Genomic DNA, 22165 nt, shown 5'->3' with positions numbered 1-22165 from the left:
AACAATGGCGGGCAGTGTATCACGCAGTGTCTATAGTCAATTCCGACCGCAGGGATGCACGCTTTTCGCGCATGAGGACGGACGGCCGCGCACTGTTGTTGTGCGTATCCGCCGGGCTGGCTGGGTGAAGCGGAGGTATGAAGCGTTCAAGGGATTGAATTCAGTGGGTTTTGGCGAGATGGCAAGCTTTCTGCTTAGTCGGTAGTGACCCATGCACTGATGCAGTCGCTGTGACGAATGCAGTGCGCCAAGCGGAACGGGGGAAGTGTTTCGCGCGGAGTGGTTAGCAGGCGTCGGAGGGGCAATCAAAAGGCCGACGATGCGTTACAAAGCCAGGCACTGCGCTTAGACTTGAGTCGGGTTTGTTTTCCTGGGGCAAGTCCACCAATTCGGGAGAGAGTTTTCATGAAGCTAGTCACTGCCATCATCAAGCCGTTCAAGTTGGACGACGTGCGCGAGTCGCTGTCCGAGATCGGCGTGCAGGGCATTACCGTTACTGAAGTCAAAGGCTTCGGTCGGCAGAAGGGTCACACCGAGCTGTATCGCGGCGCGGAATACGTGGTCGATTTCCTGCCCAAGGTGAAGATCGATGTCGCCATTGACGACAAGGATCTGGACCGGGTTATCGAGGCGATAACCAAGGCAGCCAACACCGGCAAGATCGGTGACGGCAAGATCTTCGTGGTCAATCTGGAACAGGCGATTCGCATTCGTACCGGCGAAACCGATACCGACGCGATTTAAACGCCGCCACAAACCCAACGCCCCAGGAGAAAACAATATGACTCTGCGTAAATTCGCAGGGCTAGGAGCCCTGTTGTCCCTCGTAATGCCCAGCCTGGCTATGGCGGCAGACGAAGTGGCGGCCCCAGTCCTCAACTCCGGCGACACCGCCTGGATGATGACCTCGACAGCCCTCGTGCTGTTCATGACCATTCCCGGCCTCGCGCTGTTCTACGGCGGCATGGTTCGGTCGAAAAATATTCTTTCCGTGATGATGCAGTGCTTCGCCATTACCGGTCTGATCAGCATTCTGTGGGTCATTTATGGCTACAGCATCGCGTTCGACACCACCGGCATGGAGCAGGGCGTCGTCAACTTCAACTCGTTCTTCGGCGGCATGGGCAAGGCGTTCCTCGCCGGTGTCACGCCTTCGAGCCTGACCGGTCCTGCGGCGCTGTTCCCTGAGGCGGTGTTCATCACCTTCCAGATGACCTTCGCCATCATCACCCCTGCGCTGATCGTCGGTGCCTTCGCCGAGCGGATGAAGTTCTCCGCCATGCTGATCTTCATGGGCGTGTGGTTCACCCTGGTTTACGCACCGATTGCGCACATGGTCTGGTCCGGCAACGGCGGCCTGATGTGGGACTGGGGCGTACTCGACTTCGCCGGCGGCACCGTGGTGCACATCAACGCCGGTGTGGCCGGTCTGATTGCCTGCCTGGTACTGGGCAAGCGCAAAGGCTTCCCGACCACGCCGATGGCGCCGCACAACCTCGGTTACACCCTGATGGGCGCCGCGATGCTGTGGGTCGGCTGGTTCGGCTTCAACGCCGGCTCCGCCGCTGCGGCCAACGGCACCGCCGGTATGGCGATGCTGGTCACTCAGATCGCCACCGCCGCTGCTGCACTGGGCTGGATGTTCGCTGAGTGGATCACTCACGGCAAACCAAGTGCGCTGGGTATCGCTTCGGGTGTTGTGGCCGGTCTGGTTGCCATCACCCCGGCCGCTGGCACCGTGGGCCCGATGGGCGCTCTGGTGATCGGCCTGGCAGCGGGCGTGGTGTGCTTCTTCTGCGCAACCACCCTGAAACGTAAACTCGGTTATGACGATTCCCTGGACGCCTTCGGTGTACACGGTATCGGCGGTATCCTCGGCGCAATCCTGACCGGTGTGTTCGCTGCACCGTCCCTGGGTGGCTTCGGCACCGTTACCGACATCGCCGCTCAAGTCTGGATTCAGTGCAAAGGCGTCGGCTTCACGGTGATCTACACGGCGATCGTCACCTACATCATTCTCAAGGTCCTGGATGCTGTGATGGGCCTGCGTATCACTGAAGAAGAAGAGGCCGTCGGCATCGACCTGGCACTCCACAACGAACGCGGCTACAACTTGTAAGCACGCGCATATAAAACTTGCCCGGCTTGCCGGGCATTTTTTTGTCTGGGTTTTGTCAGCGGAGGGAATGCTGAAAGGTTTTTTCTTACACGTTTAGGGGCGTTTACGACGGGCGCTTTTCTGCGGCCAATGGCTTACACGATTGAAGGAATATTAGGGCCTTTGTTTTTTCCCTGAGCGCGCTAGAATGCGCCCCGAACGAGCGGAGAACTGTATGTGGCAACAGACTCTGATTACCCTGCGGGCACGGCCCCGGGGCTTTCATCTGGTAACGGACGAGTTACTCGCCGGCCTGCCTGAAATCAAGGCGTGTCGGGTCGGTCTGTTGCACTTGTGGCTGCAGCATACCTCGGCGTCGTTGACTATCAACGAGAACGCCGATCCGGCGGTACGTCTCGACTTCGAACGATTTTTCAATCGTCTGATCCCACAAGGAGCAGACGGCTATGAGCATAACGACGAAGGCCTGGACGACCTCCCGGCGCACTTCAAGGCCAGCGTGCTTGGCTGTCAGCTCAGTTTGCCGATTTCGGCAGGCCGACTGGCGCTGGGGACCTGGCAAGGCGTTTATCTGGGCGAGCACCGTGATTTTGGCGGTGCCCGTAAAGTCCTCGCCACCGTGCACGGTGAAGAGGCATGAACCGCTGGTCACCAGCGGTTATTGAATTTTTCCGGCGGCTGTCGACAGACGGTGAAGCTGGGCTATAACTAATCTGCTTTTCGCAAGTCATGAGGTAGAACATGAGCGACGATGATCTGGAAAACGACGACCTGGAAGTAGGCGACGAAGACGAAACCGAAGAAGGTCTGGAAGCAGCGACGGACGACGTCGTTGAAGACGACGGTGGCGAGGATACGCCGGCCCCTACTGCCAAAGGCAAAGCCAAGGCTGCGGTGTCGGTCGATGAACTGCCGAGCGTTGAAGCCAAGAACAAGGAACGCGATGCTCTCGCGCGGGCCATGGAAGAGTTTTTGGCCAAAGGCGGCAAGGTGCAGGAAGTGGAGGCCAATGTGGTCGCCGATCCTCCCAAGAAGCCTGACAACAAGTACGGCAGCCGGCCTATCTAAGCGTCTGCCCTTGCTTGCTGAAAAAGCCCGCCGTCGCTGCGGGCTTTTTCATGGGCGGGGGAAAGTAGTCGAAGTTGACGGGCACCCTGTGGGAGCGGGCTTGCCCGCGATGAGGCCATCAGATCCAACAGTAATGCTGGCTGATAGTCAGCTATCGCGGGCAAGCCCGCTCCCACAGGTTTTGTGTCAGGTCGAAGCCGCATTCCATCGCGCCAGCAACGCCGGCAACTCGGTCAGGCTGCCAATCTCCGCATCCGGCGCCTTGTCGGCTTCCCACACCTTGCCCGCCGGGTTAAACCAGATCGCCCGCAACCCCGCCTGCTGCGCTCCGGCAATGTCATCGCCGGGATGATCGCCGATATGCACCGCCGTCTCCGCCGTCGCACCACCACGCTGCAACGCCTCATGAAACAGTCGCGCATCGGGCTTGGCGATGCCGATGTCCTCGGCGCACAACGCAAACTTGAAGTAATCCGCCAGCCCTAACCGGCGCACATCGGCGTTGCCGTTGGTGACTACGCCCAAGGCGTAATGCCTGGCCAGCGTCTCCAGCGTCGGTTCGACTTCAGGGAACACCTCGATCTGGTGCCGGGCATGCAGGAACACTTCAAAACTCTTGTCGGCCAGGTCCGAAGCCTCGCCGTGGCCGTAGCCGGCCTCTTCCAGCGCATGGAACAACACCCGGCGCCGCAGCGCACTGATGCGGTGTTTGAGGCTCGGTTCGCTGCTCAGGACCCGCTCGCGAATGGCCCACAAATGCTCTACCGGCACCGCGCCCAGGTTTGGTGCGTGCTCGGTCAGCCATTCACGCAGTACGGCTTCGGCGCTGACGATCACCGGGGCGGTGTCCCACAGGGTGTCGTCGAGGTCGAAGGTGATCAATTGGATGGTCATGAATCATCGCCCTTAATGCGTTTGGCCCGTGGATGGGCGCTGTCGTAGACCGTGGCCAGGTGCTGGAAGTCCAGGTGGGTGTAGATCTGGGTGGTCTTGATGTCCGAGTGGCCGAGCAATTCCTGTACGGCGCGCAAGTCTTGTGAGGATTCGAGCAAGTGGCTGGCAAAGGAGTGCCGCAGCATGTGCGGGTGCAGATTCTGCCCCAGCTCGCGCTCGCCGGCCGCCTTGACCCGGACCTGAATCGCCCGAGGCCCAAGGCGCCGGCCTTGCTGGCTGACAAACACCGCGTCGTCCGCCGGGTTGGTCATCGCCCGCAAGGGCAGCCACAGATCCAGGGCTTCGCGGGCTTTTTTGCCCACCGGAAGCAGTCGGGTCTTGCTGCCCTTGCCGAGCACCTGAACCATGCCGTCGGCCAGATCCAGCTGATCCAGATTGAGTCCGGTCAGTTCGGAAAGCCGCAGACCCGAGGAATAGAACAGTTCCAGAATCGCCTGATCCCGACGCGCCAGGAAATCATCCTCCACCGCGCCTTCAAGCAGCTGCAGTGCGCGGTCGGTGTCGAGGGTTTTCGGCAGCCGTCGTTCACCCTTGGGCGGCGCCAAACCGTTGGCCGGGTCGTGATCGCAAAGACCTTCGCGGTTCAGGTAGTGATAGAGCCCACGGACTGCCGACAGCAGCCGTGCCAGGCTGCGGGACGATTGGCCCTGTGAATGCAGGCGCGCGATCAGGCTGCGCAGACGCTGGATATCCAGTGCGGCCCAACTGCTGATGTTCTGTTTGACGCACCAGCCCAGCACTTTGTCGAGGTCGCGGCGGTAGGCGTACAGCGTGTGGGGCGACACCTGTCGCTCACTGCGCAGGTGTTCGCAGTAAGCGTCCAGTTGCCGTTCCATGGTCAGCGTACCGAGCGCAGGGAGCTGTTGACCCGAGGCAGTACGCGGCCCATGACTTCGGCGATGTAGCTCAGAAACAGCGTGCCGACCGAGCTTTTGTAGTGCTGCGGGTCGCGGCTGGCGATGGCCAGGACGCCGTGGATGCCTTGAAAGCTGATGGCGACGACGGCGGTGGAGCCGATCTGCTTGCGTTGTTCTTCGCCGAACAGGAAGTCCAGTTCGTGCTCACGCAGGCTGCCGCTGACGCTTTTGTCTTCCGAGAGCAAGCCGCCAATGGCCGTTTGCGCCTCGGCATGGGTGACCCAGCGGCCCACTGGCATCGGGTTGTCGCCCAGCAGGATCAAGCTGACAAAAGGCACCTGAAAGTCCTGACGCAGACTGTCTTCGACGCTGATCACCACGTCTTCCAGGCTGTTGGCGTCCATCAGCGCGAGAATCAGGCGGCGGGTTTTGTCGAAGAGGCGGTCGTTGTCGCGGGCTACATCCATCAAGTGCGAGAGGCGATGACGCAGCTCGATGTTGCGGTCGCGCAGGATCTTCATCTGGCGCTCGACCAGCGAGACGGTATCGCCGCGCTGGTGCGGAATGCGCAAGTCCGGGAGCAGTTCTTCATGCTCGACGAAGAAATCCGGATGAGCCTCCAGGTACGCGGCAATCGCCGCCGCCTCAAGGCTTTCGGAAGGGGATTCGTCGGGCTGTTGGGCGGGAACCTGGGGCTTATCTTTCATGTATTCGACTCTCTCAAAGACGCACTTGTCCTTCATAAACGCGTACTGCCGGACCGGTCATCATGACCGGTTGGCCAGGGCCTGCCCATTCAATGGACAGACGCCCGCCAGGCAGGTCGATCAACAGCGGCGAATCCATCCACCCCTGGCTGATCGCAGCCACTGCGGCAGCGCACGCGCCGGTTCCGCAGGCCTGGGTTTCCCCGGCGCCACGTTCCCAGACGCGCAACTGCGCGCGGTTCCGGTCGATGACCTGGAGAAAACCGACATTGACCCGCGCCGGGAAGCGCGGGTGGTGTTCGATTTTCGGCCCCAGTTCATGCACCGGTGCGTTGTTGATGTCGCTGACCCGCAGTACGGCATGGGGGTTGCCCATGGACACAGCGGCCAGTTCAACCGTCGCACCCTCGACATCGAGCTTATAACTCAGGGCCTGTTCTGGCGCCTCGAACGGAATCTCGGCCGGCACCAGGCGCGGTGCGCCCATGTTGACACCGATCTGGCCGTCGCTGCGAATATCCAGTTCGATGATGCCGCTTTTGGTCTCGACGCGAATCTGCCGTTTGGCAGTCAGGCGCTTGTCGAGCACGAAGCGGGCGAAACAGCGCGCACCGTTGCCGCACTGTTCCACTTCGGAACCGTCGGAGTTGAAGATCCGGTAACGGAAATCCACGTCCGGGTTGCTCGGCGCTTCGACGATCAGCAACTGGTCGAAACCGATGCCAGTGTGCCGATCGCCCCATTGCTTGGCATGCTTGGGCAGGATGTGTGCGTGCTGGCTGACCAGGTCGAGGACCATGAAGTCATTGCCCAGGCCGTGCATCTTGGTAAAACGCAGCAGCATGGGATTACTCCGGCAGCAGGCTTTCGCCAGCAAACAACTCGGCTACCGTCTCACGGCGACGCACTTCAAATGCCTGATCACCGTCCACCAACACTTCAGCGGCACGGCCGCGGGTGTTGTAGTTGGAACTCATGACAAACCCATAAGCACCGGCCGAATGCACGGCCAGCAAGTCGCCTTCTTCCAGGGCCAGTTCACGATCCTTGGCCAGGAAGTCGCCGGTTTCGCAGATCGGGCCGACGATGTCGTAGGCACGAGCGGCGGTAGCGCGAGGGCGCACGGCGGTGACGTCCATCCAGGCCTGGTACAGCGCCGGGCGGATCAAGTCGTTCATGGCCGCATCGACGATGGCGAAGTCTTTGTGTTCGGTGTGCTTGAGGTATTCGACCTGGGTCAGCAACACGCCGGCGTTGGCGACGATGAAACGGCCCGGCTCGAACACCAGTGCCAGGTCACGACCGTCGAGACGCTCGCGCACGGCTTTGATGTAGTCGGCAGCCAATGGCGGCTCTTCATCGCGATAACGCACGCCCAAACCACCACCGAGATCGATGTGGCGCAGGTAAATGCCGCAATCGCCGAGACGGTCGACCAGGCCCAGCAGGCGGTCGAGGGCGTCGATGAAGGGCGGCAGGGTGGTCAGTTGCGAACCGATGTGGCAATCGACGCCGACCACTTCCAGGTTGGGCAACTGGGCGGCGCGGATGTACACGTCTTCGGCGTCGGCGATGGCGATGCCGAACTTGTTCTCTTTGAGACCGGTGGAAATGTACGGGTGCGTGCCGGCATCGACGTCCGGGTTCACGCGCAGCGAGATCGGTGCGCGAACGCCCAGTTCGGCGGCGACCACTTGCAGACGCTCCAGCTCATCGGTGGATTCGACGTTGAAGCAATGAACGCCGACTTCCAGGGCGCGACGCATGTCGTCACGGGTCTTGCCGACACCAGAGAACACAATCTTGTCGGCGCTGCCGCCAGCGGCCAGTACGCGTTCCAGCTCGCCACGGGAAACGATGTCAAAACCGGCGCCCAAACGCGCCAGGACATTCAGTACACCCAGGTTGGAGTTGGCCTTGACCGCAAAGCAGACCAGGTGCGGCATGCCGGCCAGCGCATCGGCGTAAGCCAGGTACTGGGCTTCGATGTGGGCGCGGGAGTAGACGTAAGTCGGTGTGCCAAAGCGCTCGGCGATGGCGGACAGGGCAACACCTTCCGCGAACAGCTCACCGTCACGGTAGTTAAAAGCGTCCATGGCGTTCCCTTATTGGTAGACGTCGTGCTTGTGTGCTTTGGAAGCAGGCTGCTTTTGCGACGACTTGGCCTGCTCGGCAGGGTCCTGGGAATCGTCGGGCAGGTACAGCGGGCCTTTTTGACCACAGGCCGACACAAGACAGGCAACCGCTAGGAGCGCGGCAAGGGAAGAGATCAGGCGCTTCATGGCGAAATCCTTGAAAATGCGTTAATTGCGCCGGAGTATACCGGCCACCCGGCAGCTTGCCTATGCGACGGGGCTCCCGTCCGGCGGGGCTTGTGGTGAGGGGATTTATCCCCGTTCGGCTGCGCAGCAGTCGCAAGCACTCCCGTTTAACCTTGAACTGCTGGGGCTGCTTCGCAACCCAACGGGGATAAATCCCCTCGCCACACAAGCCCGCTCCCACATGTGCAGCGTTTGATGTACCTATATCGGCCCTTGGTCGTTATCCTTTGCAATCACCGGGGCTCGCCCGTATCTTGCGGCGCTTGAGCGTGAACAGACACTTTTTGAGGTTGCCGTAATGAGTTTGACCGAAGCCCGTTTCCACGATCTGGTCGATGCCACCCAGCAGACGCTGGAGGATGTTTTCGATGAGAGTGACCTGGATATCGATCTGGAGAGCTCGGCCGGTGTGCTCACCGTCAAGTTCGAAAACGGCAGCCAGTTGATCTTCAGCCGCCAGGAACCGCTGCGTCAGCTGTGGCTGGCGGCCGTGTCCGGTGGTTTCCACTTCGATTACGACGCCGAGAGCGAGCGCTGGATGTGCGACAAAAGCGAAGAGCAGCTGGGCGAAATGCTCGAGCGGATCGTCATGCAGCAGGCCGGCGTCGAACTCGATTTCGAAGGCCTGTGAGATCGTGACGCAGCCTGCGCCCGTTCGCCCGCCCAAGCCGCTCTACAGCAACGTCAGCCCGGCGGTGCCTTCGCCGTGCAGCGGTGTGTGCCGGCTGGATGAGCAGAAGGTCTGCCTGGGCTGTTTTCGCCATGTCGAAGACATCCGCGAATGGCGCTCGGCGGATGATGATCGCCGCCGTGTCATCTGCGCCGAGGCGACCCAGCGCAAATCCTGCGCCTGACCCTGCTACAGATGTGTGTGGTCGGGCCTGACTTGTATATTTATTGAGCTGTGATAGTGTCCAGAAACGCCTCAACCCATCGAGGCTCGTGAAAACCCCGCCTTTTTCTGGCGGGGTTTTGCTTTTTCTGTGCAGAAGAAAGGAGTCTGCCTCAATCATGACCGCACCTTCCATCACCCTTACCCGTCTGGACGTGCAACGTCTGGAGCGCCTGATCGACAGCCTGGATGACACGCTGCCGGGCGTTATCGCGCTGCAAACCGAACTGGATCGCGCCGATACCCTGGTCGGTCACGATGAAGTGCCCGCCGATGTCGTTACCATGAATTCCCGTGTGCATTGCCGCGAAGAAGGCAGTGGCAAGGACTATCACCTGACGCTGGTCTACCCCAAGGATGCCAACGCCGACGAAGGCAAGATTTCGATTCTGGCGCCAGTCGGCAGTGCACTGCTTGGCCTCAAGGTTGGCCAGCACATCGACTGGCCGGCACCGGGCGGCAAGACCCTGAAGCTGACCCTGCTGGAAGTCGAATCGCAACCGGCCGAGGGCGGCCACTTCCCGGAATAAATCGCTTAGACCTGCTCGAGCGCCTCATTCAACGCGCGCTCCAGGTCGGCCTTGTAGCGCAAGTACAGATTGCTTGAGCTCTGACCATCACCGAGCAGGCCCGACAAATCCAGGTCGGTGATGTAGCAGCGATAGCGCTCGGTTTCCCGGCGCTGCTCGACGATCTCCTGGGCGACCACGATGAACAATTGGTCGCCATGTTCCAGCTCTGAAAACTCCCGCTGATTGCAGTACAACGTGACCTGCACCTGACCTGGAGCGGCTTTGCCGATGATCGCCTGCACGTCGTAGAACGGTTTGTTGATCGGGGTTTGCGGTGCCGGCCGGGCTTCGACCCGACGCGCCCGTCCGGGACCGGACGGCAATAGCTGGTAATACAACGTGTCCAGGTTCAGTGGCTGGACGGTGTTCATCGGCAGCAAGGCGTCGCGCCGATACTGGATCGATTGCAGGAACCGCTGCAGCGGCACCAGCAGGCTTTGCTCGTCGTGATAGGGCAATCGCTGTTGCCAAAGGGCATTGAACTCATCCAGGACGTACAGATCAGCCTGCTGTTCGTTGATGCGGTAGAACACCTGAATGCATTCGGGCTGGCCCATGGGCAGGAGCAGCGCCAGGTCGTTGTCTTCCAGTGCCATCGGGTCCAGGTGCAGCGGGCTGTAACTCGCCAGTTCTTCACCCAGGTAATCGAACAGCGCTGGCAGTGTGGCGAGGGCGACGTGATTGACGTGGCCGGGCACCAGTTCCAGAACGTGATAATGCTGCTGGACCTGAACCAGGTAGCGATGATTGAGCTTGCTCAGCAGCAGGTTCTGCGCGGTATCGAGGACTTCTTCGACCCGCCGGGCGATGAATTGCGCGCGGTTGTGGCAGAAGCAACGAACCCTCAATCTCGGTTGTTGTGGTCCGTCAGGCAGGTTGTTGAGGTAATCACGCAGACAGTCGAGCAGAGCGTGAGGGCCGTCGTAGCGGTTGACCAACACTTCGTTCCAGCTGTTGAGCGTGACCTGGTCCAGAGTCAGCACCAGGTTTTCACGGACACCGGCATAGCTCAGGGAGTCGGTGCGTTCGGTGGTCATCAGGATATTCAGGTCGCGATGGTGCTTGAGCGGATCGACGCCAACGTTAACCAGAATCAGCACTTCGCTCGGCACACTGGCTCGCAGCAACGCCTCTTCGGCAACGGCCGCCAACGGCAGGGCGATGCTTTGTTGCAGGCTGCCGAGCAGGTTGAACAGTTCAAATTCGCTCAAGTCGCTGGTGCCCGGGTGCAAGGCGAGGCGGGTGCTGCTGTCGATTACGCCATTGCGGTGGCACCAGGTCAGCAGCTCCAGCAATTGGCGGCTGCGCTTGATCGGCGCGAAATGTTCCCATTCGTGGGCGGTCAGGCTGCCGTTATACAAGCCCCACTGGGTTTGCCCGGGTTCTTTTTTGTTCGGCGCCTGCACCAAGGTCAGGGTGTCTTCGGCCAGGTCCGGGGCGATGCCGGGGTTGATGAACTCGACTTTGTCCGCTTTGCGCTCAAAGGCTGCATACAGCCGGCGACCCAGCACGTTGAGGTCGCGTTTGTTGATCAGGCTGACGGTTTGCTCGTTGCGGGCGAACTGGGTCAGGAAGCGGTAGCTGTAATTGAGCTCGTTGACCAAGGCTCGGCGTTCGGTGCTGACCTGGCGGACTTTCCATTGGCTGCGGCTGTCGAGCAGCGCCAGTTGCCGCGGATCCCAATTCCATTCGTGAGCCAGCCGCTCAAGCAGTGAGCGCTGCCAGCTCTGGGTGCGACTGCTGCCGGTAAGCTTGCGGTTGACCTTCAGGTATAACGCGCGGCGTACCAGTTCCAGGCGCTCCGGCTCGCCACGCGCGGTCAGGTATTCCTCGATGCGTCGGTAAACGACCATGTAGGGGTCGAGCTCGTCGAGGTCCAGTTGATTGGCGAACACCGCCTGTTTGAAACGCAGGCTCAAGCAATGAACCTTCGGGTGTTCGCTGGCGTAAACCTCGATCAGCAGAAGTTTGAGCACTGACTTGTAGGGCGACTCGATACCCTTGAACAACTGCCAGAGCCCGGCACCGATGAATTCGCCTGGAGGGATATAGGCCAGATGGCCCAGGTCCAGCGCCTCGTCAGCCCGGATGAAACGCTTGGACAGCAGCGTGTGGGTGTAACGGTCGTAGGCGGCTTCTTCGTAGACCGGCACCAGCCACCAGATCGGTGTGCGGCCGGCCAGCCAGATCGCGGTGCGGTAGAACTCATCCAGCAGCAGGTAGTGCTGGGTCGTGCCGCAGTCATCCGAACTCAATTGCGTATCGCGCTCGCCGAGTACGAAGCGAGCCGGGTCGATCAGAAAGAAATGCGCCTCGGCGCCTTGGCTGGCGGCCCAGATCTCAAGCAACTGGCACTTTTTACGCAGCTCGGCGAGTTCGCTCTCGCTCAGGTCCGGCCTGTGACAGACCCACACGTCCATGTCGCTTTGATCGGCCTGGGCCAGTGTGCCGAGGCTGCCCATCAGGAACAGTCCGTGGATCGGTCGCGGTGGATTGCTGCCGTGGCGCGGCTTATAGGAGAACGATCGGGTCAGGCGCTGGGCTTCAGCGAGGGCGTTGGCGTCAGGCTCGAAATTCGACAGCCCAGCCGGCGTGCTGCCCGACACATAGCCCGGCAATAGCGGGTGATTAACGTGGAAAAACAGCGGCAGCAGCGTCAGCACCGTTTGCTGGCGGGTCGACAGCCCTTCCATGGCACGGGCCATGCGGCCTTCGTTGAGCTTCAGAAAACGTGCGCGCAGCTGGCTGAGAACCTTACGGTCGATTCCCTCGTCCAGATCGGGGCGGATTTCATGGGTGCGGGTCATGTCAGCTCAAACCGGCTCGCGAGGCTCGGACGTGGGTGTCTGCGGATGAGGGGGAGTTTAGCGCCTCGGGCCCGGGACTTTTAAGCTGATTTTGTATTTTTGACGTCAGATTTCCATCGTGCGGCGACCGCAGGTCACAAGTGTGCCCGCGGAAATCCCGTAGCAGGGGTTTCCGTGGGCGATGCGGTAAAACTCAGGCTGTTTCCTGGACGCTCAGAATCGTCAGAACGGTTTGTACATTTTGCGCGGCGTCACGACCCAGACTGGTCAGATAACCACCATCAGGCTGGTCGATCAGTTCTTTTTCGTACAGGCGTTGAGCGGCAGCAATGGCTTTCGGGGCAGCAGTCTGATGAATTTTCAAACCTTCCTGGGAACTGTCCAGGTTGAAGAGGGCGAGGATTTCCAGTTCGGCAACCAACTCAGGGGTAAGCGACATAAGGACTCCAGACTTTCTAGGAATTGGACGACAGCGCCCCTAAGGTGAGCCCACTTGTGCGGCATGTCCAGTGCCTGCATCAGGGTTTTTTCGCCTCGGGAAGCATTCCCCGGTGGGTGGTGCGGCAGCGGGGTGGTTTCCAGTGTAGACAGGGTCTGGGGGGAGGCAGGATAGATTAGTGACAATCTGTGTGGAGCGCGGGTTATGAGGCGGGGAAGCTTCTGTGGCAATGGGGCTTTTGTGGCGAGGGAGCTTGCTCCCGCTGGGGCGCGAAGCGGCCCCAAGCTTTGCGACTGCTTCGCAGTCGAACGGGAGCAAGCTCCCTCGCCACAGGAATCTGCGCCCCTGAAGTCTGAGTTATTTCTTTTCCGGCGGCAGCTCTGGCAACGCACGCAACGCAGTTTCATACCATTCGGTGTTGAACGCGCGGTCTTCTTCGAGGATCGCGTCGATTTCCACCGCCAACACGTGGGCCATCAGGTTGAGGATTTCTTCACGCTCGTAACCCACCAGGGTCAGCTTGTTGAAGGTTGCCTTGGCCGCTGGCGGGTTGTCGCTTTCGATCTGGTTTTCGATGGCTTCGATCAAAGTGTTTTCGGCGAACTCTTCTTCGTCGATTTCGATATCGGTTGGCTCGCTCATGGCAGGCTCCTCAAGTTTAAGGCGGCCAGTTTACCTGCATTCAGCGCTGTGATGCTGCTGGCAGGAATCGCCCCGGCGTTCTATAAATCAGGCACTGCCAACCCCGCACGGCCTGGAGGCTATGTGATGCTCGAGCTTTTTGGATTTTCCGTCAGTAACTACTACAACATGGTCAAGCTGGCGCTGCTGGAGAAGGGCGTGCCGTTTGAAGAAGTACCGTTTTACGCGGGCACAAGCCCGGAAGCGTTGGCCATCAGCCCGCGCGGCAAGGTGCCGGTGTTGCGCGCTGAGCAGGGCTTCATCAACGAAACGGCGGTGATCCTCGAATACATCGAGCAAAGCCAGAAAGGCCCGCCACTGTTGCCGAACGATCCGTTTGAGCGGGCCCAGGTGCTGGCGCTGGCAAAGGAAATCGAGCTGTACATCGAACTGCCAGGGCGTGCGTGCTACGCCGAGGCGTTTTTCGGCATGCAGGTGCCGGAGGCGATCAAGGACAAGACCAAGGCTGAGTTGCTGGCGGGTTTTGCGGCGTTAGGCAGGCACGGCAAGTTTGCCCCTTATGTGGCGGGCGACAGTCTGAGCATTGCGGATTTGTATTTCCTGTACAGCGTGCCGTTGGCCTGTGCGGTAGGGAAGAAGCTGTTCGATATCGATTTGTTGGCTGAGATGCCAGCCGCCAAGGCGCTGCTGGAACGTCTGGAGCAGAACCCGAACGTGCAGCGGATTGCGGCGGACAAGGAAGCGGCGATGCCAGCGTTTATGGCGATGGTCGCGTCTAAGAAGTAGGTTTTGAAGTGTTCTGAAGTCAGCCTTCGCGAGCAGGCTCGCTCCCACATTGGATCTTTGGTGTTCACAGAAATTGTGTGCGCCATCAATCTAATGTGGGAGCGGGCTTGCCCGCGAAGCTTTTAGCGGCTGGCGAGCAGCGCCTGACCGCGAGCCACAGCCTTCTTGACCTGCGCCGGCGCAGTCCCGCCGATATGGTCACGGGCGTTCACCGAGCCTTCCAGGGTCAGCACGGCAAACACGTCCTGATCAATCTGGTCGCTGAACTTGCGCAGTTCCTCCAGGCTCATTTCCGCCAGGTCTTTACCGCTTTCCACGCCGTACTTCACGGCATGGCCAACGATTTCGTGGCAGTCACGGAACGGCAGGCCTCGGCGTACCAGATAGTCAGCCAGGTCGGTCGCGGTGGAGAAACCACGCAGCGCCGCTTCGCGCATCATTGCGTGCTTGGGCTTGATCGCCGGGATCATATCGGCGAAGGCGCGGAGCGAGTCGCGCAACGTATCGGCGGCGTCGAACAGCGGCTCCTTGTCTTCCTGGTTATCCTTGTTGTAGGCCAATGGCTGGCCTTTCATCAGGGTCAGCAGGCCCATCAGTGCGCCGAAGACGCGACCGGTCTTGCCACGCACCAGCTCTGGCACGTCCGGGTTTTTCTTTTGCGGCATGATCGAGCTGCCGGTGCAGAAGCGGTCCGGCAGATCGATGAACTGGAACTGCGCGCTGGTCCACAGCACCAGCTCTTCGGAGAAGCGCGACAAGTGCATCATCGCGATGCTTGCGGCCGAGCAGAATTCGATGGCGAAGTCGCGATCGGAAACGTTGTCCAGCGAGTTGCCGCCAACCGCGTCGAAGCCCAGCAGCTGGGCTGTGAACTCGCGGTCGATCGGGTAAGTGGTGCCGGCCAGCGCGGCGCTGCCCAAGGGCATGCGGTTCGTGCGCTTGCGGCAGTCCACCAGGCGTTCGTAGTCGCGGCTGAGCATTTCGAACCAGGCCAGCATGTGGTGCCCGAAGGTCACTGGCTGTGCGGTTTGCAGGTGGGTGAAGCCTGGCATGATGCTGCCGGCTTCGCGCTCGGCCTGCTCCAGCAAGCCTTTTTGCAGGCGGGTGATTTCCGCCAGGATCAGGTCGATCTCGTCACGCAGCCACAGGCGGATGTCAGTGGCGACCTGGTCGTTGCGGCTGCGGCCGGTGTGCAGCTTTTTACCGGTCACGCCGATGCGGTCGGTCAGACGCGCCTCGATGTTCATGTGCACGTCTTCGAGGTCAATGCGCCAGTCGAACTGGCCGGCCTCGATTTCACTCTGGATGGTCTTCAGGCCATCAGTGATGCTGTCGCGCTCGGCGTCGGTCAGCACGCCGACCTTGGCCAGCATGGTGGCGTGGGCGATAGAGCCCATGATGTCGTGGCGATACAGGCGCTGGTCGAAAGTGACGGAGGCGGTGAAGCGGGCGACGAAGGCGTCGACGGGTTCACTGAAGCGGCCGCCCCAGGACTGATTGGTCTTGTCAGTGCTCATGAATTCGCTCGTGTCGGCTGAAGAAAAAATGACGGTGGAAGCTGCCGCGGATAATAACAGGGTTGCCAATCCTGTCGCTGACGCTGGTCGACAGGTTTTTTTTTCGGAGCACGGTCCATACTCAGGACATGCCCTGTGGGAAATTGCGCAACGATATTTTTCAATTGAGCAATATCGTCCCGGCAACCGTCTACAGTTGGACAGTAGGATCAGCGCAATTCCCGGCGCTGCGGCTGACTATAAGAAGAGGGGGTGTTCATATTGTGTATCGGCAAACCCTACGGCGATACCTCGCTTATGCGGGCCAGAGCCTCCAATCAATCGGCAGATGAAAATTTAGCCGCCGGTCTCGCGGCACTTTTTGGCCCTCGCGCTAGTCTTAGCGTGGATCGCGGTGACGGACGTCACTTCACCTGTCTACGCTATCCTTGTGCGAGACTCACGCAGGAATCCAGCGCAATATGAATGTCCTGATCGTTGATGACGAACCCCTAGCCCGCGAGCGCCTGAGCCGAATGGTTGGCGAACTTGAGGGATACAGTGTCCTGGAGCCTAGCGCCACGAACGGCGAAGAGGCGTTGGCGCTGATCGACAGCCACAAGCCGGATATCGTGTTGCTCGATATTGGCATGCCAGGCCTTGATGGCCTGCAAGTGGCTGCCCGGTTGTGCGAACGCGAAACCCCGCCCGCCGTGGTGTTTTGCACCGGGCCCGATGAATTTGCCGTGGAAGCCCTGCAGGCCAGCGCCGTGGGCTATCTGGTGAAGCCTGTGCAAACTGAACATTTAAAACCCGCATTGAAAGGCGCCGAGCGACCCAATCGTGCCCAACTCGCCGCCCTGACCCGCCCGGCTGCCGAAAGCGGTAGCGGTCCACGAAGTCACATTAGTGCCCGAACCCGTAAAGGCATTGAACTGATCCCGTTGGGTCAGGTGGTCTACTTCATTGCTGACCACAAATACGTGACCTTGCGACATGAAGGCGGCGAAGTGCTGCTGGATGAACCGCTCAAGGCCCTGGAAGATGAGTTCGGCGATCGTTTCGTGCGCATCCACCGTAACGCTCTGGTCGCCCGGGAACGCATCGAACGTTTGCAACGCACGCCGCTGGGGCATTTTCAGCTCTTCCTCAAAGGCCTCAATGGCGATGCCCTGATCGTCAGCCGTCGCCATGTGGCCGGCGTGCGCAAAATGATGCAACAGCTTTAATTCGCTGTTCACAGGCGAGCTTCACACCCGTTTGCTGGACGTTCGAGGCCAGGGAGGCCGCGCAGTTTCTGATTCAAGTCAAAGTGGATTTGGCTGAGCTGTTATTATCCGCCGTATCTATTCAGTACGGATTGATCCATGTCCTCTCGCGAAATCCGCATCGCCACCCGTAAAAGTGCTCTCGCCCTGTGGCAGGCCGAATACGTCAAAACCCGTCTGGAAAAAGCCCATCCGGGTCTGCTCGTGACGCTGGTGCCCATGGTCAGTCGTGGTGACAAGCTGCTCGATTCGCCGCTGTCGAAAATCGGTGGTAAGGGCCTGTTCGTCAAGGAACTGGAAACCGCGCTGCTGGAAAACGAAGCCGACATCGCCGTACATTCCATGAAAGACGTGCCGATGGACTTCCCCGAAGGCCTCGGTCTGTTTTGCATCTGCGAGCGCGAGGACCCGCGCGATGCGTTCGTTTCCAATACCTACTCCAGCCTTGATGAGTTGCCGCAAGGCAGCATCGTCGGCACTTCCAGCCTGCGCCGTCAGGCTCAGTTGCTGACCCGCCGTCCGGACCTCGAAATCCGCTTCCTGCGTGGCAACGTCAATACGCGCCTGGCCAAGCTCGATGCCGGCGAATACGACGCCATTATCCTCGCGGCCGCCGGCCTGATTCGGCTGGGCTTTGAAGATCGCATCACCTCAGCGATCAGTGTCGACGACAGCTTGCCGGCCGGTGGCCAGGGCGCGGTCGGCATCGAATGCCGCAGCGCTGACAGTGAAATTCACGCGTTGCTGGCGCCATTGCATCACCAGGACACCGCCACCCGCGTGACTGCGGAGCGTTCCCTCAACAAACATCTGAATGGCGGCTGCCAAGTGCCGATCGCCTGCTACGCCGTGCTTGAAGGCGAGCAGATCTGGTTGCGGGGTCTGGTGGGCGATCCGAGCGGCGGTCTGCTGCTCAGCGCCGAGGCCCGTGCACCACGTGGCGATGCAGAAGCCCTAGGCGTGCAAGTGGCTGAAGACCTGCTGAGCCAAGGCGCCAACGACATTCTGAAGGCAGTCTATGGCGAGGCAGGTCACGAGTGACCGGCTGGCGCCTGTTGCTGACGCGCCCTGCGGATGAGTCGGTGGCGCTGACCAGCGTTTTGTCGCAAGTGGGGATTTTCAGCAGCAGCTTGCCGCTTCTGGAGATCGAGCCGATTGCTGTCTCTGACACAATGCGAGAAGTCATTCAGGGGCTGGATCGTTACTGTGCGGTGATCGTAGTCAGCAAACCGGCCGCCAGAATCGGCATTGACCTGCTCAATCAGTATTGGCCACAGCCACCGTCCCCACGCTGGTTCAGCGTGGGCGCGGCGACTGCGCAGATTCTCGCGGATAACGGGCTGGACGTGAGTTTCCCCACCGAGGGCGATGACAGCGAAGCCTTGCTTGAACTTCCCTCGTTGCGCGAGGCTGTTGCCCGACCCGATCCGCGGGTGCTGATCCTGCGCGGGGAGGGCGGGCGCGAGTTGCTGGCTGAGCGTTTGCGCGAGCTTGGTGCTAGTGTCGAATATCTGGAGCTGTACCGTCGCGGCCTGCCTCAATACCCGTCGACGGTGCTGCCTGACCGGATCGAAGCGGAACGCTTGAACGGGCTGGTGGTCAGCAGTGGACAGGGTTTCGAGCACCTGCGCCAATTGGCGGGCGATGCCTGGCCTGCGCTTGCGCAGTTGCCGTTGTTTGTTCCAAGCCCCAGGGTCGCCGAGCTGGCACGTGCCGCCGGGGCCCAAACAGTTGTGGATTGTCGTGGCGCCAGTGCCGCGGCTTTGCTGACGGCGTTACGGGAGCATCCCGAACCCGTTCTCTAATGCAAAGGATGGATACGTGAGCGAAACAGCCTTGCCAAAAGATGACGTGCTGCCGGTGCTTGAAGCCCCGGTTGAAACTCCACCACCCGCTGCCGAGCAGCGCCGAGGCAATGGGCTGGCAATCGTCGCGCTGCTGCTGGGCGCTGCCGGTGTTGCTGTCGGCGGTTGGGGTGTCTGGCAGGTGCGTCACCTGCAAGCCACTAACCAGCAGCAGTTGAGCCAGGTCCAGGCGTTGAACGATCAGGCGCAAAGTCTGAAGCTCAACGAACAGCGCCTGAGCGCGCGTCTTGAGCAAATGCCGGCGGCCGAAGAGCTGGACGCCCGCAGCCGTCTGGTGACGCAGTTGCAAGGCGATCAGCAACGCTTGAATCAGCGTCTGGAAACCGTTCTCGGTGCGAGCCGCAAGGACTGGCGTCTGGCCGAAGCCGAGCATTTGTTACGTCTGGCCAGCCTGCGCCTTTCTGCGTTGCAAGACATCAGCAGCGCTCAGGCCCTGGTCCAGGGCGCCGATGAAATTCTGCGTGAACAAAATGATCCGGGTGCATTTGCCGCTCGAGAGCAAGTGGCCAAAACCCTGGTGGCATTGCGCAGCACCGCACAACCGGATCGCACCGGGTTGTTCCTGCGGCTGGGCGCATTGCGCGACCAGGTCATCGACCTCACCGAACTGGCACCCGAGTACAAGGACCGCGGCGAATCGCTGTTGGGCCTGACGGCGGACGGTGACGGTGCCAGTCGTTGGGCACAGTGGTGGGATCAGATTTCGCGTTACATCCGCATCGACTTCAACGCAGACAAGAATGTACGTCCATTGCTGGCCGGGCAGAGCCTGAGTCAGGTGCGCCTGGCACTGAGCCTGGCGCTGGAGCAGGCGCAATGGGCCGCGCTCAATGGTCAGGCAGCGGTTTACACCCAGGCGCTGGCGGAAGCACGGGATGTACTGACGGGCAACTTCAACCAGGACAACCCTCAGAGCAAAGTCATGCTTGAGCAGGTGGGCGAGTTGAGCAAACAGCCGGTCACCGTGGTCACGCCGGACCTGACCGGCACACTGAGTGCGGTTCAGGGGTATCTGGAACGACGTAATGTGAACGCCGAAGATTCGATCAGGCCGATGGCAAAACCGGGCGCGAACACTGCGCAGGAGGCCACGCCATGAAACGCCTCTATGTGATCGTGTTCCTGGTTATCGCTGCAGCCGCAGCACTGGGCCTGGCGATTGCCGAGCATTCCGGTTACGTGTTGATCGCCTACAAGACCTTCCGCTATGAAGCGAGCTTGTGGGCAACCTTGGCATTGGTGGCGGTGCTCTGGCTGGTGTTCTGGGGCATCAAGGCATTGGTCGATCTGGTGACGACTTCCAGCGGCGTAGTCAACCCGTGGTCGCGGCGCAATCGCAGCCGCCGGGTGCAAGTGGCGATCGAGCACGGTCAGCTGGACCTGGCAGAAGGTCGCTGGGCCAGTGCGCAGCGACATCTGCATCGCGCCGCCGAAGCCGAGCGCCAGCCGCTGCTCTACTACCTCGGCGCTGCGCGCGCCGCAAATGAACAAGGTCACTACGAGGAATGCGACAACTTGCTGGAGCGCGCCCTCGAACGTCAGCCCCAGGCCGAGTTGGCGATTGCCTTGAATCACGCCCAGTTGCAGAACGACCGTGGCGACACTGAAGGCGCCCTGGTGACACTGCAAGCCATGCACGAGCGTCATCCTCATAACGTCCAGACCCTGCGCCAGTTGCAGCGTCTGCATCAGCAGCGCGGCGATTGGTCGGCGGTGATTCGCCTGCTGCCGGAGCTGCGCAAGGATAAAGTCTTGCCGCCTGCCGAACTGGCCGATCTGGAGCGCCGTGCGTGGGGTGAAAACCTTTCTCTGGCCGCGCATCAGGAAGCGGATGGCACGGTCGGTCTGCAGTCGCTCAATCGCGCCTGGCAGCAGCTCACCTCCGCTCAACGCCAGGAACCTCAGCTGGTGCTGGCCTATGCCGAGCAACTGCGGCAGCTGGGCGCACAGGTCGAAGCGGAAGAGGTGCTGCGCACGGCCCTCAAGCGCAAGTACGACAGTCATCTGGCCCGTCTCTACGGACTGGTTCGCGGTAGCGATCCGGCTCGTCAACTGCAAACGGCGGAGGGTTGGCTCAAGGATCATCCGGCCGACCCAAGCCTTCTGCTGACACTGGGCCGCTTGTGCCTGCAAAGCAGTCTGTGGGGCAAGGCGCGGGACTATCTGGAAAGCAGCTTGCGGGTGCAGCGCAATCCGGAAGCCTGCGCGGAACTGGCACGATTGCTCGCGCAGCTCGGCGACACAGAGCGCAGTAATCAGTTGTTCCAGGAAGGCCTGGGTCTGCTGGACGAGCGCCTTCTGGCGGCACCACTGCCAGCCCCCGTTTATGCCTGAAGCGACGCCTTGTAGCAGCCTGCGTCTGGCTGCGACGCATCCGTAAACGAGCACGGCGGTCTCATCAGGCAAATCGCGTTTAAATTTATGACGACTGCTTCGCGGCCGGACGCAGGCTGCGCCAGCTTCTGCAGGGGCGGGAACCGTTGTTTGACGCGTGAATGTTTAGCTTTGGAGTCCCTGATCGGCATCGTCCTACAGCGGACTACATCAAGTCCTCTCGACGCTGTCGGGAATTCCCTACACTTCTGGTGAAGTGTCCGTGCTGGCCTGCCTTGAAAGGCTGGCGCGCTTTCCTCTACCGTAACCGCCTGTCTCTACTGTTACGGATAAGCCATGTTTTTGGCCTGCTCACGCTCCTTGTTTTTCATGGCTTTTATTGCAGGTGCCCTGGCCCTGGGCGTTTCCTATTACCTGGAATATGCAATCGGCCTCAAGCCTTGCGGGTTATGCCTGTTGCAGCGAGTCTGCCTGGCGTTGTTTACCGGTACCTGTCTGGTGGCTTCGGTGCATGGCCCCGGCCGCTTCGGGACTTTTCTTTACTGGCTGCTCGGTCTGTCATGCAGCCTCGCGGGAATGGTCACGGCGTCGCGGCAGGTGTTGTTGCAAAGCGATCCAGCGCATCAGCTATCGACTTGCTCAGCCAATCCAGAAGCCCTTTACGAGAACTTGCCCTGGTTGTGTCAGGTGACGCGGATGTTCAGAGGGGACGAAGATTGCGCAGAAATTTCCTGGACGCTGTTCGACCTGAGCATCCCGGAATGGAGTCTGCTGCTCTTCGTGGCGATGTCGATTCTGGGTGTTTATCAGCTGCTGCGCGTTGTCTGGCTTGCCTGCGAGCGACCGCTCAGCGGCATGTCGTCGCACCGGGGATTGACGGGTGATTAAACACTTGTATGAACTTTATCTCCTGCGTACCTTGAAGCCATTGTCGCGCGGGCATAATCTGGCCCGCACGTGTCATTGGAATTATGTTGCTCGATGACGCTCTGCCTGGCCGATTCTTGATTTTCAAGTCTGCGACAGGTGTAGGGCAGC

24 protein-coding genes and 1 pseudogene are annotated in these 22165 nt (G+C 60.5%); 15 read left to right on the top strand and 10 right to left on the bottom strand.

Going from position 1 to position 22165, the window contains the following annotated elements:
• Window positions 1–405: 405 nt before the first annotated feature.
• From glnK to sutA, 4 genes are all read left to right on the top strand, one after another.
• Window positions 406–744, top strand: coding sequence for a P-II family nitrogen regulator (gene glnK, locus ACYZT8_RS28850; RefSeq protein ID WP_002555808.1), 339 nt, complete (start codon window positions 406–408; stop codon window positions 742–744).
• 37 nt (window positions 745–781) lie between these two features.
• Window positions 782–2119, top strand: coding sequence for an ammonium transporter (locus tag ACYZT8_RS28845; RefSeq protein WP_461977781.1), 1338 nt, complete (start codon window positions 782–784; stop codon window positions 2117–2119).
• A gap of 214 nt (window positions 2120–2333) precedes the next feature.
• Entirely contained in the window at window positions 2334–2759 is a 426-nt protein-coding gene (locus ACYZT8_RS28840; RefSeq protein WP_461956272.1) for a secondary thiamine-phosphate synthase enzyme YjbQ, read from the top strand.
• Window positions 2760–2860: 101 nt separating this feature from the next.
• Window positions 2861–3187, top strand: coding sequence for a transcriptional regulator SutA (sutA, locus tag ACYZT8_RS28835; RefSeq protein ID WP_461977779.1), 327 nt, complete (start codon window positions 2861–2863; stop codon window positions 3185–3187).
• Between the two features lie 186 nt (window positions 3188–3373).
• On the opposite strand, the gene ACYZT8_RS28830 is transcribed toward sutA, so the two are convergent.
• From ACYZT8_RS28830 to lptM, 6 genes are read right to left on the bottom strand one after another with little or no spacing between them, the layout of a single operon-like run.
• Entirely contained in the window at window positions 3374–4081 is a 708-nt protein-coding gene (locus tag ACYZT8_RS28830; RefSeq protein ID WP_461977777.1) for an HAD family hydrolase, read from the bottom strand.
• Window positions 4078–4977 carry a tyrosine recombinase XerC gene (gene xerC / locus ACYZT8_RS28825; protein ID WP_461977775.1) on the bottom strand — a complete coding sequence of 300 codons (900 nt, stop codon included), beginning with the start codon at window positions 4975–4977 and terminating at the stop codon, window positions 4078–4080. The genes ACYZT8_RS28830 and xerC overlap by 4 nt, the downstream gene beginning before the upstream one ends.
• Before the next feature lie 2 nt (window positions 4978–4979).
• Window positions 4980–5705, bottom strand: coding sequence for a DUF484 family protein (locus ACYZT8_RS28820; RefSeq protein ID WP_461977774.1), 726 nt, complete (start codon window positions 5703–5705; stop codon window positions 4980–4982).
• A gap of 13 nt (window positions 5706–5718) precedes the next feature.
• Entirely contained in the window at window positions 5719–6549 is an 831-nt protein-coding gene (gene dapF, locus ACYZT8_RS28815; protein ID WP_461956267.1) for a diaminopimelate epimerase, read from the bottom strand.
• A gap of 4 nt (window positions 6550–6553) precedes the next feature.
• Window positions 6554–7801: a diaminopimelate decarboxylase gene (lysA, locus tag ACYZT8_RS28810; RefSeq protein WP_461956266.1), complete on the bottom strand. Its 1248-nt coding sequence runs from the start codon at window positions 7799–7801 to the stop codon at window positions 6554–6556.
• A 9-nt stretch (window positions 7802–7810) separates the two neighbouring features.
• Window positions 7811–7987: an LPS translocon maturation chaperone LptM gene (gene lptM, locus ACYZT8_RS28805; protein WP_149630712.1), complete on the bottom strand. Its 177-nt coding sequence runs from the start codon at window positions 7985–7987 to the stop codon at window positions 7811–7813.
• A gap of 337 nt (window positions 7988–8324) precedes the next feature.
• Here lptM and cyaY point away from each other — a divergent pair, with 337 nt between their 5' ends.
• The 3 genes from cyaY (at window position 8325) to rnk (ending at window position 9448) form a co-directional block, all read left to right on the top strand.
• Window positions 8325–8657, top strand: coding sequence for an iron donor protein CyaY (cyaY, locus tag ACYZT8_RS28800; RefSeq protein ID WP_461977772.1), 333 nt, complete (start codon window positions 8325–8327; stop codon window positions 8655–8657).
• Window positions 8658–8661: 4 nt separating this feature from the next.
• Window positions 8662–8880 (top strand): DUF1289 domain-containing protein, encoded by a 219-nt coding sequence (locus ACYZT8_RS28795; RefSeq protein ID WP_461977770.1) that lies wholly within the window; start codon window positions 8662–8664, stop codon window positions 8878–8880.
• 157 nt (window positions 8881–9037) lie between these two features.
• Window positions 9038–9448: a nucleoside diphosphate kinase regulator gene (gene rnk, locus ACYZT8_RS28790; RefSeq protein ID WP_046045088.1), complete on the top strand. Its 411-nt coding sequence runs from the start codon at window positions 9038–9040 to the stop codon at window positions 9446–9448.
• A 5-nt stretch (window positions 9449–9453) separates the two neighbouring features.
• Here rnk and ACYZT8_RS28785 read toward each other — a convergent pair whose 3' ends face one another.
• The 3 genes from ACYZT8_RS28785 to ACYZT8_RS28775 form a co-directional block, all read right to left on the bottom strand.
• Window positions 9454–12297 (bottom strand): class I adenylate cyclase, encoded by a 2844-nt coding sequence (locus ACYZT8_RS28785; RefSeq protein WP_461977768.1) that lies wholly within the window; start codon window positions 12295–12297, stop codon window positions 9454–9456.
• A 193-nt stretch (window positions 12298–12490) separates the two neighbouring features.
• Complete coding sequence (locus tag ACYZT8_RS28780; RefSeq protein ID WP_094470036.1) at window positions 12491–12736, bottom strand: TIGR02647 family protein; 246 nt, start codon at window positions 12734–12736, stop codon at window positions 12491–12493.
• A gap of 357 nt (window positions 12737–13093) precedes the next feature.
• Complete coding sequence (locus ACYZT8_RS28775) at window positions 13094–13378, bottom strand: hypothetical protein (RefSeq protein WP_007894899.1); 285 nt, start codon at window positions 13376–13378, stop codon at window positions 13094–13096.
• A 126-nt stretch (window positions 13379–13504) separates the two neighbouring features.
• Between ACYZT8_RS28775 and ACYZT8_RS28770 the strand changes: the two genes are divergently transcribed.
• Window positions 13505–14164: a glutathione S-transferase family protein gene (locus ACYZT8_RS28770; protein ID WP_461977765.1), complete on the top strand. Its 660-nt coding sequence runs from the start codon at window positions 13505–13507 to the stop codon at window positions 14162–14164.
• A gap of 122 nt (window positions 14165–14286) precedes the next feature.
• Here the strand turns inward: ACYZT8_RS28770 and argH are convergent, their stop codons facing one another.
• On the bottom strand, window positions 14287–15681 hold the full coding sequence (argH, locus tag ACYZT8_RS28765) for an argininosuccinate lyase (RefSeq protein ID WP_461977763.1): 1395 nt from the start codon (window positions 15679–15681) through the stop codon (window positions 14287–14289).
• 142 nt (window positions 15682–15823) lie between these two features.
• Here argH and ACYZT8_RS28760 point away from each other — a divergent pair.
• The 7 genes and pseudogenes from ACYZT8_RS28760 to ACYZT8_RS28730 all read left to right on the top strand — a co-directional run.
• Window positions 15824–16146, top strand: a pseudogene (locus ACYZT8_RS28760) (sensor histidine kinase); the annotation flags it as partial.
• Window positions 16143–16889, top strand: a complete 747-nt coding sequence (locus ACYZT8_RS28755; protein WP_461977761.1) for a LytR/AlgR family response regulator transcription factor — start codon at window positions 16143–16145, stop codon at window positions 16887–16889. The pseudogene ACYZT8_RS28760 and the gene ACYZT8_RS28755, both read left to right, overlap by 4 nt.
• Window positions 16890–17027: 138 nt before the next feature.
• Window positions 17028–17969, top strand: a complete 942-nt coding sequence (gene hemC / locus ACYZT8_RS28750) for a hydroxymethylbilane synthase (RefSeq protein WP_461977759.1) — start codon at window positions 17028–17030, stop codon at window positions 17967–17969.
• On the top strand, window positions 17966–18733 hold the full coding sequence (locus tag ACYZT8_RS28745; protein ID WP_461977757.1) for a uroporphyrinogen-III synthase: 768 nt from the start codon (window positions 17966–17968) through the stop codon (window positions 18731–18733). The genes hemC and ACYZT8_RS28745 overlap by 4 nt, the downstream gene beginning before the upstream one ends.
• A 16-nt stretch (window positions 18734–18749) precedes the next feature.
• The gene (locus ACYZT8_RS28740) at window positions 18750–19892 is read left to right on the top strand and encodes a uroporphyrinogen-III C-methyltransferase (RefSeq protein ID WP_461977755.1); all 1143 of its coding nucleotides are present in this window, start codon (window positions 18750–18752) and stop codon (window positions 19890–19892) included.
• Window positions 19889–21127, top strand: coding sequence for a heme biosynthesis HemY N-terminal domain-containing protein (locus tag ACYZT8_RS28735; protein WP_461977753.1), 1239 nt, complete (start codon window positions 19889–19891; stop codon window positions 21125–21127). Before ACYZT8_RS28740 ends, ACYZT8_RS28735 begins: the two co-directional genes overlap by 4 nt.
• 336 nt (window positions 21128–21463) lie before the next feature.
• On the top strand, window positions 21464–22015 hold the full coding sequence (locus ACYZT8_RS28730; RefSeq protein WP_461977751.1) for a disulfide bond formation protein B: 552 nt from the start codon (window positions 21464–21466) through the stop codon (window positions 22013–22015).
• Window positions 22016–22165 lie beyond the last annotated feature (150 nt).

It is taken from the genome of Pseudomonas sp. LB3P93 (assembly GCF_054898025.1).
This window is presented reverse-complemented; position numbering and strand designations above follow the sequence as displayed.